Genomic DNA, 14,675 nt, shown 5'->3' with positions numbered 1-14,675 from the left:
CGTGCACGGGCGTCGGTCAGGCTGGAACGTCGACGACGCCGTAGATGGTTTCTCGCTTGCCGCCCGCGGATTCGACGGTCAGCTCCAGCTCCCACTGCCCCGGTCCGGGAAGCCGTACCGAACCCGTGGAGTAGCCGGTTCCCGCGCGGGCCAGCGGAACCGGAACGGCGGGCACCGCCGCGTCGGGCGGGTGGAACGCGACGGTCACGCCGAGCCCGTCCTTGGCGACGTCCTTGGTGTCGAGCACGGAGACGTGAACCTCGTTGTCGCCGATCTTGCCTGGCGTGACGGCGAGATCGAGCAAACCCTTGTCGGCGCCGGTGTCGAACATCAGCCGGACCGGCGCGGCCTGCGTGTGCCGCGCGGGGCCGCCGATGGGCGCGACGAAGACCCAGGTGACCGCGAGCGCACCGGCGCATCCGGCCACGGTCGCCGCACGCGCCCAGCGCTCACGCGCCGTCGCCGCCGCTCCCGCGGTCATCAACTGTGCGACCGCGAGCCCGCCGAGCGCGAGCACGGCGAGCCGGGCGAGCAACACCGCGCCCGCGCCGGAATCCATCGTGCCCGCCAGGGTTTTGAAGGCTTCGGTCAGCGGCAGCTTCGCCGTGTAGGGGCCGAAAGTCAGGAATGCGGCCGTGGTCAGGCCGATCGCCGCGAACCACGCGTACGTCGCCACGCGCCGCATCGGACCCTCACCGACCGGACGGAACACCGCCAGCAACGCCGCGCCCGCCAGCACCGCCGCCGCGGCCAGCGCGCCGAACTGAGCGATCCCGTGCGCGACGGTCACCACGACGGAGGGACGAGCGGGCAGGACGGGTGCGTCCTGCACCGGGCTGCGCGAGGCCAGGTCGAAGGTGAACGTGCCGTTCGCCGCCACATCCGCACCCGCGGGCACGCTCCACGCGACCGAATAGGTACCCGCGTATTTCTGCTTCGGCAGCGGCACCGAGATGGTCTCGGCGCGGCCGTTCGCGTGCACCGGGCGGTCCGGATCGATCGGACGGTGGTAGGGGTCGGTCAGCCGGACCGTCGCCAGATTCGCGCTGACGGGGCGGTCGAACGTCAGCACCAGGTTGTCCGGCCGCGCGGTGGAATCGACGCCGGGCGAGGTGGTGCGCAGCACGGGAAGATCCGAAGACGGTGGCGCTGCGATCGCGAGCAACGTGCCCCAGCAAGCCAGCACCAGCAGCGCGAACGCCGCGAACCGCCGGGCGCGGGGCCCGGCCGGTTTCGCCCGCGGGCGTCGCTCGAGAGTCGTCATTTCCGCAGCACCTCCGACACCTCTTCGTCTTCGGCCTCGGGCGCGGGCGGCTGTTGCGCGCGAAGGCGAGCGCGAATTCCGACGACCGCGACGATGAGGATCGCGAGCCCGAGCGCACCCCACATCAGCGCGAGCGCCGGGAAACCGCTGCCCTCGCTGCCGCTCCCGGCACGACCCGCGGCGGCGACTTCGGGTTCGCCGGAGTCGTTACCATTGTTCGAATCCGCGATCACCGGCGGCGCGTCGGCGGCGCCGGCCGGGGTCAGCGAGATGCTCGGCGCGTTGGCGCCGGTCCACTTCTCGACGCGGCCGCCCGCATAGGTCTGCGTGGCCTCGAAGCTCAGCATGCCCTCCGCGGGCAGCGGGCCCAGCGTGATGAGGAACTGCTCGAACTGGCCGGGTCCGACGGATCCGCCTTGGAGCACGATCGAGTCGACCACCTCGGTGATCGTCTTGTCACCGGAGCGCATCGGTTGCGCGAGCGGCCGTGCGGTGATGTTCGCGGTCCAGCCCCGGACGGGGGCGACCTCGGCGAACGCGATGTTCTTGTCCTGCGGGATGACGATTTCCAGCCGGGTGCTGTTGGTCGCGGTCTGCTGGTTGGCCAGGCGGAAGGCGAACGTCGCAGTGTCTCCGCCACGCGCGGCACCGGGCACAATGGACACTTTGGCCTGTGCGGGCGAGGCGAAGGCGAGCAGCGCCAGCAGGGCGAGGAGGAAGGTGACGAGGGTGCGGGGAAAGGACATTGGGGTCTCCGGGGGAAGCCGCGGCCAGGGGCTCGGCCAAGGTGAGCCCCTGGCCGCGGTGTTCTAGTGGGTGACGGAGTGTTTACGGTTGAGCTGCTGCGGAATCAGTTCAACCGATCGGGTTCAGTTGCTGCGCGGTCAGCTTCGACCGCCACGGCTCCGGAACCTTCTGCGACCATCCGTTGTAGACAAGCGGAATCGGCAGCACACCCTGGCCACCCATACCGGGCTGCCCACTGAGTGAACCGTCCATCTTGGTGTCCGCGGTCGGCGCGAGCACCAGCTGACCCACGATGGCGGCATCGGAGATGTCACCGTCGTTGTTCGGGTCGATGTCGATCACCTGTGCGGCGTTGGAGAACTTGTTCGACACGTAGGCGTAGTACCCGCCGCCCTTCTTGGCACCGAAGTTGATGCCGTGACAGCCGGCGTTGCACGGCAGCTCCTTGACGATCTTGTCGGTCTTCGGGTTGATGACCGAGACCGTGGCGCTGAAGGTGTTCGCGGCCAGCAGTGCCTTGTCGTCGGGGCTGACGGGCAGCTGGATGGTCAGACCACCCCACGGCTTGGTGCCGTTGCGCCCGGCGACCGGGTCGTAGTTCTCCCAGAGGTCGATGCTCGAGTTGTGCACCTTCTGACCGCTGGGGTTGACGCACGCGTCCTGTCCCAGTGAGACACACGAGATGCTCCCGCCGAGGAAGTCGGCCATGTAGAACTTCGACTGGTCGGACATGGCTCCGGTCGCGATCGGCAGTTCGCCGGTCGGTTCCTTCTTCCACGTCCCGGTTTCGTTGTCCAGCACTGTCGCGTCGTACGGGTTGACGTTCGGCGTCAAGGTGGTCTTGCCGTCGGCGGTCAGCCAGAACGCGTGCGGATGCTGTGGCGCCTGGTTCGCGCCCGGTGGCCCGACCGGTAGCCGCCGGTCGATCTTCGTGGCACCCGGTGAGAGCTCCACGACGTCGGTACCACCGTTGATGGCCACCTGCACCTGGTCGGTGTCGGTTCTGGTCATCACGTGCGATGGATCAGGCCCGACATCGATCGTGCGGACGTGGGCACCTGTGTTCCGGTCGAACACGGACAGCTCGTCGTCGAACCATTCCGTCTGGTACAGGTACTTGTAGTCCTGGTCGGTCCACATGTTGTGCGGATTGTTCATGTTGATGCTCGAACCGGAGATCTTGCGATCGACGGTCCAGTTCTCCACGTTGACCTTCGTGGCAGCACCGACGTAGTCCTTGCTCGAGTACTCCTCCATCTGGGTGTCGATCCAGACTTCGCCCACACCGGGTGTCTTCGGCGGGCTCAGCTGGTCCAGATTCTTGGGGTAGCCGAACTTCCTGTCGTAGTAGGCATCCAGCAGCGGGATCAGAACGGGGTTGCCGTTCTGGTCGTACTGCAGGATCGGCGCGGGCGGGAACACGGGGTTCCACTGCGAGGCCGACGTGGTGCTGTATTTCTGCCAGTTGTCCGGCACGGTCGCGGTGAAGAAGATCCGCACCAGCTGCTGGATGACGTCCGCGGTCGAGGGAACGGTCAGGTTCCGCGACGTGACCTGGAGGTTCTTGCCGAAGTCCAGGCCGATGGTGAGCGGATCGTCCACGACGGTCGCACCGAGCATGTACGGGTGGATCGTGCAGGTCCACGCGTACAGTCCGGGTTCGGTGAGCTGAGTGGAGTCCTCACCGGCGAACGCGCCCATCTGCTCGAAGAACGGGGCGCCCTCCGGACGGATCAGCGACGTGATGTCGTGCAGCGACTGGTTGTTCGGCGACGCGATCTTGAAGTCCGCCGTCACCGCCGGGCCCTTGATCGCGAACGTCGCCAGGTCGTTCAGGGCCCGTTGCAGGTCCAGTCCGACCGGGAGATCGTTCAGGTTGATCGGGGCGTCGGCGGGCAGGCTCGCCACCTGAGCCTGGAACTGGCCCAGCAGCCCTTCGGCCTTGGCTGCCGAAGCGGCGGCCTTCGGCTGGGTCGCGGCGATGTTCTTCACCGCGGCCAGCGTGCTGTCCAGGTTCAGCAGGTCGGCCAGACCACCCGTGAGCGACCCCAGCGCCGGCGCGGGCTTCGTCACGTCGGTGACGAGCCCGGTCAGCGAGTTGACGAGGTCGAGGTTGAGCAGACCACCCGACTGCTGGGCGTTGAGCCCACCAAGCCCGAGCGTGCCCGCGGGCAGGCTCGGGATGATGTTTCCGTCCAAAGCGGACGTTCCCAGCCTCGGCAGCTCGGCGACCGCGAGTGACCGGCCACCGAAGAGGTTCAGGCCCGAGTCGAACCAGTTCCCGTTGCTGTCGTTGAGTTCGAACGTGATCGGCACAGGGCCGATCCCGACCGGAAGGGCGTTGGCCGCCGGCAACGCGGCCACCGTCGAGGCACCGACCGCGACGACGGCCACTGACACCACCGTTTTGAGGCGTCGTCGCCTCCGCCTGCCTCCCGGAGGAGTTTCTTCAGGCATGCGATTCCTTTCTGTATCCGTGGATCCACGGGCACAAAAAAGTAAATCATGATGTGTCCGCATTGCCGCGTTTTGGAACGTAAACCAGATGTAAAAACGACCCGGTCACATTACCCCGGATACGTGAAAAAATGTAGAGAAAAACACCTGGTGAGCGGCCTTGTTAAATACTTCCACGAGGGTTCGTACAGTGCGAAGTATTTAATTTCGACGGAAATGGGAAATGGTTCGCTCAGACCTTTGTTCCGAGCGCCCACCGGCGCACGAGTTGCGCACTCACGACCGCGAGCAGCACCACCGCCAGCAGAATGGGCGCGGAAAGCTGACGCTGGGCATTGGGCAGCGCCCGCGCGTCCCCGGTCTGCACGGCCGGGTTGACCAGTGAGGACTGCTGTGGGGCGCGCGCGGCACCGTCGAGGCCGGTTCCCGGTACGCCCGCGGTGTTCAGGCTGAACGCCGCACCACTGGCCAGCAGATCGGACAGCCGCTCGCCGAACACCGCGCCCTGGCCTTCCGAAGCGTCACCACCGTCGGCGATCCGGCCACTGCCCGACGGCGATGTGGTGGGGTCCGCCGGTGCACTCGACGGAGGGGGCGCCGTCGGTGATCCGGCAGGTGGTGCGACCGGTTTTTCGGCCCGTACGAGCAATCCGCACAACGAGCCGAGAAGATCGGTCACGCCGGGCACGAGCGGTTTCAGCACCGGCCCCACAACGGGGATCTCGTTCAGCCTGCCGGTGACGGCGCCGGCGACCTGGCTGCCGCCGATTTCCGAATCGCCCGTACCGACCGTGCCGACCGGAATCGGGCCCGCCGCGCGCCAGGCCGCACCGAAGGATCCGGTCAGCACGCCGAGCGGATCCAGTCCCGCGAGCACACCGGTGATCGGTTGCTCGACCGAAGCCGGATCGAGCATCACCTGTTGTCCCGGCTTTCCCGTCACCGTGGCCGAGCAGCTTCCGGCGATGACCGGGCCGGAATCGGCCGCGGTCGCCACCGGTGGCGCGCTGAGCACACAAAAGAACGTCAGCGTGCCTGCGGCGAGAAGGCGTCGGGATCGCATGTGCTTGTGCCTTTCGAATTCTTGGCCATATCTCAGGTACGCGGCCGTGCGATGTGCCACCGTGGACGAAGGTCGGCAACAGCCATGGTGACAGCAGCTCGCCACCATGACCAGTCACCCGAAATTGCTTGCACGCCTTGGTTTCACGGCAGTCTCGGCCCGCCACGAATCCAAATGGGTCACACATCCGCCCAGCACAGCGTCCGTTGCGCTGTAACGTATTTGTCCGACCAGGAGCCGGGTGGTGCCACGTTTATCACCGCCTCGATCGGCCGCAGGAGGAGAAGTTTCACGCGGGCGTAACTCAGCGCAACATGATCGCGGCATCCGACAGCCGCCAGCGCGCGAGCAGTTCCGCGTGCGGGGCGGGCCAGGAGCGTATCCGCACGCGCACGTCATGGCCGAGCGCTACGCCGAGCCGTTTCCGGAAATCGCCGAGTTGTGCCTGTGTGAAGGGATGTTCGCTCGCGACGAAGAACATCAGGCCGCGATGGTTGACCGCGATGAGCGCGTGCATGCGCTCGACCCCGGTCGCGTCCCGCGGGTGCGTCCACGCCACCTGCAGCGTGTCCGGCTCGCAGTCGTCCGGGTGCGCCAGCGGGCCCGTCCGGTTCGTCACGTCCCACCGCGCGAGGTACTGGTCGATCGTGCCACCGGTCAGCGAAATGCCGAACTCCCGCCGGATCAGCTCGGTCAGCGCCTTGCGTGTCCACAGTAGACTCGGCAGGCCGGCGTCGTCGGGTGGGCCGCACGCGATGGTCTTGACGATCCATGCCTGTTGCGTGGCCGAAAGCGCGAGCTGCTCACCGGCCCGGCGGCCGCGCCGCCGTGGCCGGAACGCCAGCTCGCCGTTGGCCTGGTAGGCACGCATCCAGTTGCCGACCGTTTTCCTTGACACGCCGAACAAGCGCGCGACGTGTGATTGCGGCATACCGGACTCGACAGCGGAAACCGCCTGCCGGCGAAGCCTTTCCAGTGCGTCGGCGGGCAGGCTGCGTGCGCCGGCACTGCCCAGTGGTTGATCGAGGTCCATGGTCGCCCCCATCTCGGGTTCACCGTGCTCCGACCGGCACGCGGAGGACGGCCTGGTCGATTTCGGACGTACGGACGGTCACGGACAGCTCCCACATGCCCGGCATCGTGATCGGCGCGTTGGTGCCGATCGCGTGGTCCCCGCCGAGGAACCGCATGTCAACGGGCAGCGGCCCGATGCCACGCGACGGCAGGCTGAGTTCGGCTCGTAGTTCGGCGACCTGCTTCGGTCTGCCGTTGGAGTCCAGTGCCGCGAGGTGCACCTCGTTGCGCCCGACCTTGCCCGGGGTGACCAGCACCGCCAGCTTGCCGGTGCCCGCGGGGCCGCCACCGGCGTCGAACGGCAGCACCGTGTTGACCGGTCCGCTTCGCTGCGGGATCGCGGCCTCCTCGCGGATCCTGGCGAGTTCGGCGGCGGCAGGCTCGGCGTTGACGAGGGACGCGGTCGCGCCGAGTACCGCCGCGGCCACCACGACCTCGACCGCGACCATCCGGCGGAACCGGCCGATCTCCTGCTTTTCCGGGCCCCGCTTGGCTCTGCGCTTGTCCGAGACGGTGACGATTTCGAACGCGTAGTGCCGCTGGACCCATTTGCGCGCGTAGGCGCCCAGCACGACGAGCACGACGACCATGCCCACCTTCGCCGCGAGGACGAGCCCGTAGCTCGTGCCGAACAGCGCGGCGGGCGTGCCGACCTCCCGCCATGCCTGGTAGGTACCGGTCACGACGAGGACGAGCACGCAGATCAGCGCGATCTGCGAGAACACCGGCACCGCGGCACGCATGCCCGGCACGTCACCGGAGCGCAGCAGCACGCCGAGCAGCACGGGCAGTCCGCCGAGCCAGATCGCCATCGCGAGCAGGTGGATCGCGTCGACGGGCAGGGCGAGCAGCGCACCGGAACCGGCGGCGCTGTGGTTGGCGAGACCCCACGTGACCACGAGCGCGACACCGATGCCGAGCACGATCGCCGCGCGACGGCGCAGGTCGGCCGGGCTGTGCGCGGTGAACGGCACGATTCGCCGCAACCGCACCATCGCGACCGCGAGCAGCCCCAGCACCATGAGCCGGACGAGAAGCACCACGCCGATCCGGCTACCCAGCGTCGCGCCCAGCAGCGCCGGATCGAGCGGCGATCCGCCCGCCACCGACGGGCCGTAGAGGGCGAGCGACGCCAGCGTCGCGCCGAGCAATGTCGCCCATCCGGCCCACAGGATCCGGCGGATGCCCGTCGAGGACTCGCCGCCCGGCCAGCACACCGCCGCGAAGAACGCGGTGCCGATCATCAGCGCGAGCGCGGCGTAGGCGAGCCATCGTGCGAGGCCGTAGAGCAGCGACACCCCGGCACCGGCGCTCGCGGGCCGACTGTTCTCGGCGACTCCACCCGTGACCGTCCCGACGCTGAACGCGAACGCGCCCTCCACGGGATGGGAGTCCGCCGAGGTCACGCGGTAGGTCACGGTGTAGGTGCCCTTGGCCAGGTTCGCCGGCAGGGTCGCCGCGATCGTGTCGGGCGCTGCGGCGGCATGGGCCGGTTTCGACACCCCGTCGACGTTCGTGCCGCCCGGGCCGATGAGCCTGACCTCGGCCAGCGACACGTCGATGGACTCGCTGAACCGCATGGTCACCTCACTCGGGGCCGAGTCCAGCAGCTGGAATCCGTTGGGTGTGGTGGACAGCAGGACCGCGTGCGCGGAGGCCGTGCCGGGGACCGAGACCAGTGCGATCGCGGCCAGGCCGAGCACCGCGGCCAGCCGCCGGGCCCAACGTTTGTGTCGTGACAACGCCGGCCCCCTCTACCGCAGCCCCTTCTCGCGTCGCGGTGTGAGCCTCGCCCACAGCGCGACGGCGAGCGCGATCACGCCGGCCCCGAGTCCGGCACCGCCGAGCGCGATCGCGGTGGTGTCCGAAGTGGACTCCTCGGCCGCCGCCGGCACGGCTGCCGATACGGTGACCGTCGGCGCCGGGTGCTCCGGCTCCGGCTTCCCCGGTTCAGTGGCGTCGATCCAGCGTGAAACCGTTCCGTCCGAATAGGTCTGGAGCGTTTTGAACGCGAGCGCACCCGGCTTGTCGGGCATCGCGTTCACCCGCACCGGGAACTCCGCGTACGTGTCGGGAGGGATCTGGCCGCCCTCCCACACGATCGACTGCACCTGCTGGCCGGACATGCCGGTCGAGGTCTGCATGGGCTTGTCGAGTGGCAGCTTGCGGACGGTGATGCGCCAGCCGGGCACGGCCTGCGGTGTCGCCGCGGACAGCGGCTGGTCGGTGGGGAACACCACTTCGAGTCGTACCGTCGAGGCGGTGTCGTTTTCGTTCGGAACGTGGAAGGAGAACACGGCCGGCGCTCCGGTCTCGACCGTTCCGGGCGTGATGGAGATGTGTGCGAACGCGGCGGGCGGTACGGCGAGCGTTGCCACGATCCCCAACGCACCTGCCACGACGAGCCGGGACGAAACCATGCGTCGCAAATGCGGTGCGCGCATAAGTGTCCTTTCTGGAGTTGACCCTTTCGCGATGCGACCGCGGTGGCGGAACCGCGGTCTGGCCAATGGTGCTCCAGCTTGTGTCGGGCAAGCTACGCGCTCGTTACCCCCTAATGACAAGGGGTCCTGCTTTGTTGTGTTTGTGTGCTTAGGCCGATTGGCCGAAAGTACGGGTGAAGTGCGAGGTCAGGCAAAGGTGTTACAACCCGCCATCGGGTTACCTGTACACAATCGACAGTGCACTGTCACCTATTTGCCCGCGCTGACATTTAACGGCCGGTCATGCGTTTTCAGGGCGGACACCTGCCTGGTTCGCCGGGGCCACCACGAGCGACCTGCGAAAACGGGCATACCGCCCCATGTTTCGGGCACGTGAACCACGACCGGCGGATGCCGCACGCCGAGGCTGGCGCGGAATGGAGCGAACATGCCACCATTGCGCACCGCGACAGGTATGAGATTCGCACATCCGCGGGCCGAGTACCTGAGAAGAAACCAAGAAAGCGAGCGGCGGTGAAGGCACCCCAGCCCCATACGAAGGAGCCGCATCCGTCCACTGTGTACCGGTTGGCGGTGCGTACGTGGTGGATGCCGTGGGTGCTCGGGGTCGCCATCGTCGCGGCGGGCACGGTGACCGCGGTGCAGCTGCTCACCGGCACCACCCCGGTCGCCGAGCAGGAAGGCAAGCGCACCAGCCACCAAGTGGTCTACGAGGTGACCGGGACCTCCGCGTCCGAGATCAGGTACGTGATCGACGGTGCGCGCGGTGTCGAGACCGTGACCCGCACCCGCCTGCCGTGGCGGGTCGAGCTGCCGGTCGAGGTGGGACCGGGGCTCGGGGTCGTGCAGGTGTCGGCGTCGCGGCCGGATCCCGACGCCCCGTTGTCGTGCTCGGTCACGGTCGACGGCAAAGTGGCGCAGCGGTCGCAAGCCATGCGCGACTGGTCGTCGGTGTCGTGTTCCGCGGTCATCCGGCCGGGCGCGGAGTAAGCCATGCGCTGGTCGGTCGCGGTCCTCGTGCTCGTGTTCGGTGTGCTCGGCGCGCCGCCGGCCCTCGCGGACGAGCAGCAGGTCGTCGACAGCTGCGTCGCGACCGTGCCCGCCGGGTCTCCGATCGCGCTCAATCCGCTCGCCGTGCTCGAGCCGATCACCGATCTGCTCGGCCCGCTCGACCCGCTCGACGTGCTCACGCCGGTGTTCCGGTCGGTCTGGGCGGCTCAGCCGCCGATTCCGCTGTCCGCGTCGCCGTCCGGAATTTCCGGTCCGGCGATAGCGGATGCGGTGCTGGCCCGGCTGGCGAACCTGCCCGTGTTGTCGCCGGTGCTCGACGCCCTCACCGCGCCGCTGCGTGCACGGCTGGCGATGACCTGTGGAATCGCGATCACGCCGCGCGTCGCGAGCGGAGCCGGGACGGCCACCTTCCCTGCCAAGTCCACGAAACCGGCCGTACCCGAGCCTCCGGCGGTGCAGCCCGCACCGCAGCCGACCGCAGGGGTGACCGTGCTACCGCCGCAGGCGCCGGCGGAACCCGGACCGCGGCCGGGCGCGGCCACGCCACCGGCGGGAGGTGCCGAACCTTCCGCAGAGGGCCGCGATCTCATGCCGCTGGCCGTGGCCAGCGTGCCCGCGAGCGTCGGGCAACCGGAGGGTGAGCCCGGCAGCCACACCGGGGTGCTGCTCCTCGCCGGGCTGCTGAACCTGCTCGTGGGCGTTCAGCTCGGCCGGGTCTGGGCATTGCGCAGACCCGCCGCCGGGGTGCGATCCAGCGGACGTTCCGCCCGTCCGCTGGATCCCACCGTAGTGCCCTGACCGCATTTCAGGGCGATGCCAGCGTAAACGCGGGGACGAGCGATTGGCTGAGGAAGAGCTTTGAAAGCCTGCGCGCGCCGCGAGGAAAAAGCTGGATAACAACCCTGGCGGGTTCGCCGTCACAGTGGTTTCATTAGCTGAAATACGATGACCAAGCTTACGGGAAGGGGAGTTAGGGATGACCACGCCGAACCTTGCCCACCGAACGGCCGACCTCGACGTCGCGGTGGAGAACGTGAAGTTCCACCTCGACGGCGTTTCCTACGTCATCAGCCTGTCCCACCAGGAGGCCGGTGAGCTGCGGCGCAAGCTCGCCCGCTACATCAAATCGGCCCGGAGGCGCTGACCGGCGACCGCGGCTCGGTTCGCACCGGTTCCGCCCGGAACGGTGCCGTCAACGTCGCCACGATGTGGCGGCGGTTGCGCAGCAGAGCCACGAGGGCGAGCGCGGCATAAACCCCGCACAGCACGTACCGCGCCGCCTGCCCGGGAAACGCGAACTGGGCACCGAACAACGCCAGCAGGGCCCAGGCCGCCCAGCGCGGAAAACGCAGGGTCAGCAGGGCGGCGACACCGAGCAACGTCTGCGTCGCGGTGAGCAGGACCTCCTCGACCTGGCGCGCGTCCAGCTGCAGCGCCGCCCCACCACCTCCGGAGAGATAGGCGATCGGCAGGCTGCCCACGAGCAGGGTCCACTGGTTGACCTTGCTGGAGATGAGCGTGCCGATCGCCTCGTCGCCCCGCCCGCGCACCGCGAACAGGATCGCCACGATGAACTCCGGCGCTTCCGACGCCAGCGGCGCGAGCCACTGCACGAGCAGGAAGCGGTCGACGCCGAGGCTCGTGCCCGTTTCGATGAGCGAATGCGCGAACGGTTCCGCGCACATCACGATCACCACGGCGGCGAAGGCGAACAACACCGTCACCAGCACCCGGCGCGCCCGCTTCGGCAGCTCCCCGATGGTCGCGGCGGGACCGACGAGATGCGGCTGCCCGGCCTCGGCACGCGAGACCTTCCACAGGTAGAACACGAAGAACCCGAGCAGCGCGAACCCGAGCACGAGCGGGATCCGCCCGGTCGCCGGGATCAGGAACGCGACCACCGACGCGATCGCGAGGAACCCCAGCTCGATCCGGTACCCGCCCTCCAGCGTCAGCTCCCGCAGGCTCCTGCCGCTGCGGCGCTTCGCGAGCGCCAGCGCGACGAGCACGACGACGGACCAGCCCAGCCCCAGCAACAGCCGGTTCGAACCGGTCATGTTCGCGGCGGCGTAGGACACGTATTCCGGATCCGAACCCGCGGTGTAGGCGAAGTAGAGATCGACCGCGTACTCGGGCAGCACCGCGATCACGGCGAGGATCGCGATCGCCAGTCCACCGGAAATGTCCACCTGCGCGGCTTCCGCCGCCCACGCGAGCACGAACGAGGCCGCCACCACGGCCATCCCGAACAGCAGCAGCCCGGCGACCGGCGCCGGCACGAGACCGCCCGCCCGCAGCACGAGCGCCGGCACCGTGAGCGCCACACGCAGCGCCAGCGGGCGCACCAGTTTCGCGGGCATCCGTCTTTTCCTCCCAGAACGACCGAATCCCCACGTTGACGACGGTTTCGCTGTTTTCGCAACCGGCGAAACGGATCAAGGTCTCCCGCGACCCCGAATGGGGGCTGGGGGAACAATCGGAATCGTCGTGCCGAAATCCGCCGCACGGACCACCACAGAATCGGGCATTACCGGCATCAACACAGAGCCGCCCGGCGACGGCCGGCCACCACCGTCGCGACGCTCACCCTGCGCGCGAGCGCACCGCGGCCACGCGCGGTGTGGCCCATCACACAGGCCGCGCCTACAGGCCCGCCTTGCCGCCGCTGGGCCACCACAGGTCCAGCACCTTCATGCGCGTCTCCAGCAGGGCCGGGTCCCGCAGGCCGATCACGTGTACGTCGCGCCAGCGGCGGAAACCAATGCGTTCCAGCATCCCGCCGACGCGGGACGCGGCGAGTTCGCGCGCCAGGCGGTCGTCGTGGCACTGCGCGAAGTCCAGCGGCGAGATGCGGCAGACCGCGAGCCTCGCATCGGGGGCGAGGATCCGCAGCGCGCTCGCGATCAGGGCCGCCCCGAGACCGTGCCCACGCCACAGCGGCGTCAGCGCGACATGCCGCAGGACCACCATCCGCGGCGGGCCGGGGTCCAGTTCGGCATCGAGTGCGGGATGTAGCTTTCCCTGTCTCGGATCGATCACCGTCTCCGCGATGAACTCCAGCGCCCATTCGCCGAGCGTGACCGAGTCGAGCAGGTTCCGCTCCCCGCCGAGATCGGCGATGGCCAGTTCGATGTCGGCGACGTGCCGGAGTTCGTCCTGACACGGATCCAGTGGCGTGATGTCGGCGGAGACATGCCACGACTCGGGATTGGCGTCCTCTTCGTCGATCTGCCACCAGAACCGGCGGTGCGACAGCGTCAGCTCGATCGACATGGGTGTGACAGGAAGGTCTTGGACCACCGTGCCGGCTCCGTCCGTGTGACCTGCGGCTTTAAGTCAACGTTCGCCAGCGACAATAGTACATGTACCTAGGCTCATGTACTTAAGATCATGTTCTGTGGTTCCGGGAACAAGTTTGCAACAACCTGTACCGCGTGCCGAGGCCGTCCAGTCCCTCTCCCGCGTCGACCGAGCTGGGTCGTCGCGTCCACGAAGCCCGCAAGGCGGTCAAGGGCCTGACGCAGGAAAAGCTCGCGCACAAGCTCGACATCGCGCACTCCGGAATCAGCGACATCGAGCGCGGCCTTGCGAACCCGACCTTCGAGACGCTCGTGCGGATCGCCGACGCGCTCAACACCGACCCAGGCGACTTCATCCGGGGCTTCACCGCGAAGGAACTCGACCGCTCCTAGGCGGCCACCGGCACCAGCCGGCGGCCCGTGACGCGTTCGATGTTGACCTTGAGCGCGCGACCGCGCATCGAGGTCACATCCTCGTCGAGATCGCCCACCAGCTCCGCCTTGCCGACCGCGACGACGCTCCACCCGGTGTGCGTCGCCTCATCGATTTGGTCGGCCTCGAACGCCACCACGGTGCGGTCGAGCTTGTCCGCCCAGGATCCGCGCGCGTCGGGGATCACTACGAACCCGGCGGCGATGGTGAAGGTGACCGGCCGGATCGCCGGCAGCGCCGCGGCCGAGAACACCAGCCTGCCGACGGCAACCGACCGCAGCAGGGACAGACATTCTCGCACCCCGAGTACCTCGGATTCAGTGCTCGGCATGACGCCCTCCGACTTGAAAAACTCGCTCTGATACAACGAGTGTGCCGTCCGGCCAGTACGCGGAGCAGAGGAGAAAGACCCTCGGGGCAGGTGTCAAGAGACCGATTCCACACCGGCCTCGCCGAGCGCGGCTGATCGGCAACCGCGTCCCAGGACCCGCTACGCCGCAGGCTCAGGCGCCGAGCGCTTCCTCACGGGTGGGGTAGAGCGGGATCTCCTGGTCGAGACCGGTGAGCTGGAGCGGCCGCGCGGTCGCGCTGCTCTTCGCGACCACGCGCAGCGCCGTGACCTCACCCGCCTGCTGACGGGCCGCGACCAGCGCGGTCAGTCCCGCCGAGCCGAGGAACGCGACCCCGGTCATGTCCACGACCAGCGCCTCCGGCTGCTCGCGTACCGCGGCGATCAGGGCTTTCTCGAACTCCGGGGCGGTCACCATGTCGATGTCGCCAGACACCACGACGACCGCGTCCCGGCCGTGCTTCTCCACGGTGACGCTTACGGTCTGCCCGCCAGGGGGCTCGGCTTGGGACGAATCGACTGAACTCACGGCGT

Annotated in this window: 15 protein-coding genes; 4 read left to right on the top strand and 11 right to left on the bottom strand. The window is 68.4% G+C overall.

Features of this window, described 5'->3' with window-relative positions; all coding sequences use genetic code 11:
- Positions 1-16 precede the first annotated feature (16 nt).
- The 7 genes from HFP15_RS31760 to HFP15_RS31730 all read right to left on the bottom strand — a co-directional run bounded on the left by HFP15_RS31760 (position 17) and on the right by HFP15_RS31730 (position 8,983).
- Positions 17-1,264: a copper resistance CopC family protein gene (locus HFP15_RS31760; RefSeq protein WP_168520473.1), complete on the bottom strand. Its 1,248-nt coding sequence runs from the start codon at positions 1,262-1,264 to the stop codon at positions 17-19.
- Positions 1,261-2,010, bottom strand: a complete 750-nt coding sequence (locus HFP15_RS31755) for a DUF1775 domain-containing protein (protein ID WP_168520472.1) — start codon at positions 2,008-2,010, stop codon at positions 1,261-1,263. Before HFP15_RS31755 ends, HFP15_RS31760 begins: the two co-directional genes overlap by 4 nt.
- A gap of 109 nt (positions 2,011-2,119) precedes the next feature.
- Positions 2,120-4,405 (bottom strand): copper oxidase, encoded by a 2,286-nt coding sequence (locus tag HFP15_RS31750; RefSeq protein ID WP_312871853.1) that lies wholly within the window; start codon positions 4,403-4,405, stop codon positions 2,120-2,122.
- 295 nt (positions 4,406-4,700) lie between these two features.
- Entirely contained in the window at positions 4,701-5,531 is an 831-nt protein-coding gene (locus tag HFP15_RS31745) for a hypothetical protein (RefSeq protein ID WP_168520470.1), read from the bottom strand.
- A gap of 304 nt (positions 5,532-5,835) precedes the next feature.
- The gene (locus HFP15_RS31740) at positions 5,836-6,576 is read right to left on the bottom strand and encodes a helix-turn-helix domain-containing protein (protein WP_246272213.1); all 741 of its coding nucleotides are present in this window, start codon (positions 6,574-6,576) and stop codon (positions 5,836-5,838) included.
- A gap of 7 nt (positions 6,577-6,583) precedes the next feature.
- Complete coding sequence (locus tag HFP15_RS31735; protein ID WP_246272212.1) at positions 6,584-8,347, bottom strand: copper resistance CopC/CopD family protein; 1,764 nt, start codon at positions 8,345-8,347, stop codon at positions 6,584-6,586.
- A gap of 12 nt (positions 8,348-8,359) precedes the next feature.
- Entirely contained in the window at positions 8,360-8,983 is a 624-nt protein-coding gene (locus HFP15_RS31730) for a YcnI family copper-binding membrane protein (RefSeq protein ID WP_168520469.1), read from the bottom strand.
- Positions 8,984-9,562: 579 nt separating this feature from the next.
- Here HFP15_RS31730 and HFP15_RS31725 point away from each other — a divergent pair.
- The 3 genes from HFP15_RS31725 (at position 9,563) to HFP15_RS31715 (ending at position 11,204) form a co-directional block, all read left to right on the top strand.
- Entirely contained in the window at positions 9,563-10,039 is a 477-nt protein-coding gene (locus HFP15_RS31725; RefSeq protein WP_312871852.1) for an MmpS family transport accessory protein, read from the top strand.
- Between the two features lie 3 nt (positions 10,040-10,042).
- On the top strand, positions 10,043-10,858 hold the full coding sequence (locus HFP15_RS31720; RefSeq protein ID WP_168520468.1) for a hypothetical protein: 816 nt from the start codon (positions 10,043-10,045) through the stop codon (positions 10,856-10,858).
- Between the two features lie 178 nt (positions 10,859-11,036).
- The gene (locus HFP15_RS31715) at positions 11,037-11,204 is read left to right on the top strand and encodes an Lsr2 dimerization domain-containing protein (RefSeq protein ID WP_168520467.1); all 168 of its coding nucleotides are present in this window, start codon (positions 11,037-11,039) and stop codon (positions 11,202-11,204) included.
- On the opposite strand, the gene HFP15_RS31710 is transcribed toward HFP15_RS31715, so the two are convergent.
- Both HFP15_RS31710 and HFP15_RS31705 read right to left on the bottom strand, forming a co-directional pair.
- Positions 11,182-12,420 carry a calcium:cation antiporter family protein gene (locus tag HFP15_RS31710; RefSeq protein WP_168520466.1) on the bottom strand — a complete coding sequence of 413 codons (1,239 nt, stop codon included), beginning with the start codon at positions 12,418-12,420 and terminating at the stop codon, positions 11,182-11,184. The two genes, HFP15_RS31715 and HFP15_RS31710, sit on opposite strands and share 23 nt — an antisense overlap.
- Before the next feature lie 283 nt (positions 12,421-12,703).
- On the bottom strand, positions 12,704-13,333 hold the full coding sequence (locus HFP15_RS31705; RefSeq protein ID WP_168520465.1) for a GNAT family N-acetyltransferase: 630 nt from the start codon (positions 13,331-13,333) through the stop codon (positions 12,704-12,706).
- 161 nt (positions 13,334-13,494) lie between these two features.
- On the opposite strand from HFP15_RS31705, the gene HFP15_RS31700 reads away from it, so the two are divergent.
- Positions 13,495-13,752: a helix-turn-helix domain-containing protein gene (locus HFP15_RS31700; protein WP_168520464.1), complete on the top strand. Its 258-nt coding sequence runs from the start codon at positions 13,495-13,497 to the stop codon at positions 13,750-13,752.
- On the opposite strand, the gene HFP15_RS31695 is transcribed toward HFP15_RS31700, so the two are convergent.
- Complete coding sequence (locus HFP15_RS31695) at positions 13,749-14,123, bottom strand: pyridoxamine 5'-phosphate oxidase family protein (protein ID WP_168520463.1); 375 nt, start codon at positions 14,121-14,123, stop codon at positions 13,749-13,751. The genes HFP15_RS31700 and HFP15_RS31695 overlap by 4 nt on opposite strands.
- Positions 14,124-14,295: 172 nt before the next feature.
- On the bottom strand, positions 14,296-14,670 hold the full coding sequence (locus HFP15_RS31690; RefSeq protein WP_312871851.1) for an STAS domain-containing protein: 375 nt from the start codon (positions 14,668-14,670) through the stop codon (positions 14,296-14,298).
- Positions 14,671-14,675: the final 5 nt, after the last annotated feature.

This window comes from Amycolatopsis acididurans (genome assembly GCF_012328925.1).
Taxonomy (GTDB): domain Bacteria; phylum Actinomycetota; class Actinomycetes; order Mycobacteriales; family Pseudonocardiaceae; genus Amycolatopsis_E; species Amycolatopsis_E acididurans.
The sequence above is the reverse complement of the archived record's forward strand: the minus strand, read 5'-3'. Positions and strand labels throughout refer to the sequence as shown.

Excerpts from the sequence above, each read along its gene's own strand:
- HFP15_RS31760 (WP_168520473.1), bottom strand. The coding sequence starts at position 1,264 with ATGACGACTCTCGAGCGACGCCCGCGGGCGAAACCGGCCGGGCCCCGC.
- HFP15_RS31755 (WP_168520472.1), bottom strand. The coding sequence starts at position 2,010 with ATGTCCTTTCCCCGCACCCTCGTCACCTTCCTCCTCGCCCTGCTGGCG.
- HFP15_RS31745 (WP_168520470.1), bottom strand. The coding sequence starts at position 5,531 with ATGCGATCCCGACGCCTTCTCGCCGCAGGCACGCTGACGTTCTTTTGT.
- HFP15_RS31740 (WP_246272213.1), bottom strand. The coding sequence starts at position 6,576 with ATGGGGGCGACCATGGACCTCGATCAACCACTGGGCAGTGCCGGCGCA.
- HFP15_RS31720 (WP_168520468.1), top strand. The coding sequence starts at position 10,043 with ATGCGCTGGTCGGTCGCGGTCCTCGTGCTCGTGTTCGGTGTGCTCGGC.
- HFP15_RS31715 (WP_168520467.1), top strand. The coding sequence starts at position 11,037 with ATGACCACGCCGAACCTTGCCCACCGAACGGCCGACCTCGACGTCGCG.
- HFP15_RS31710 (WP_168520466.1), bottom strand. The coding sequence starts at position 12,420 with ATGCCCGCGAAACTGGTGCGCCCGCTGGCGCTGCGTGTGGCGCTCACG.
- HFP15_RS31705 (WP_168520465.1), bottom strand. The coding sequence starts at position 13,333 with ATGTCGATCGAGCTGACGCTGTCGCACCGCCGGTTCTGGTGGCAGATC.
- HFP15_RS31695 (WP_168520463.1), bottom strand. The coding sequence starts at position 14,123 with ATGCCGAGCACTGAATCCGAGGTACTCGGGGTGCGAGAATGTCTGTCC.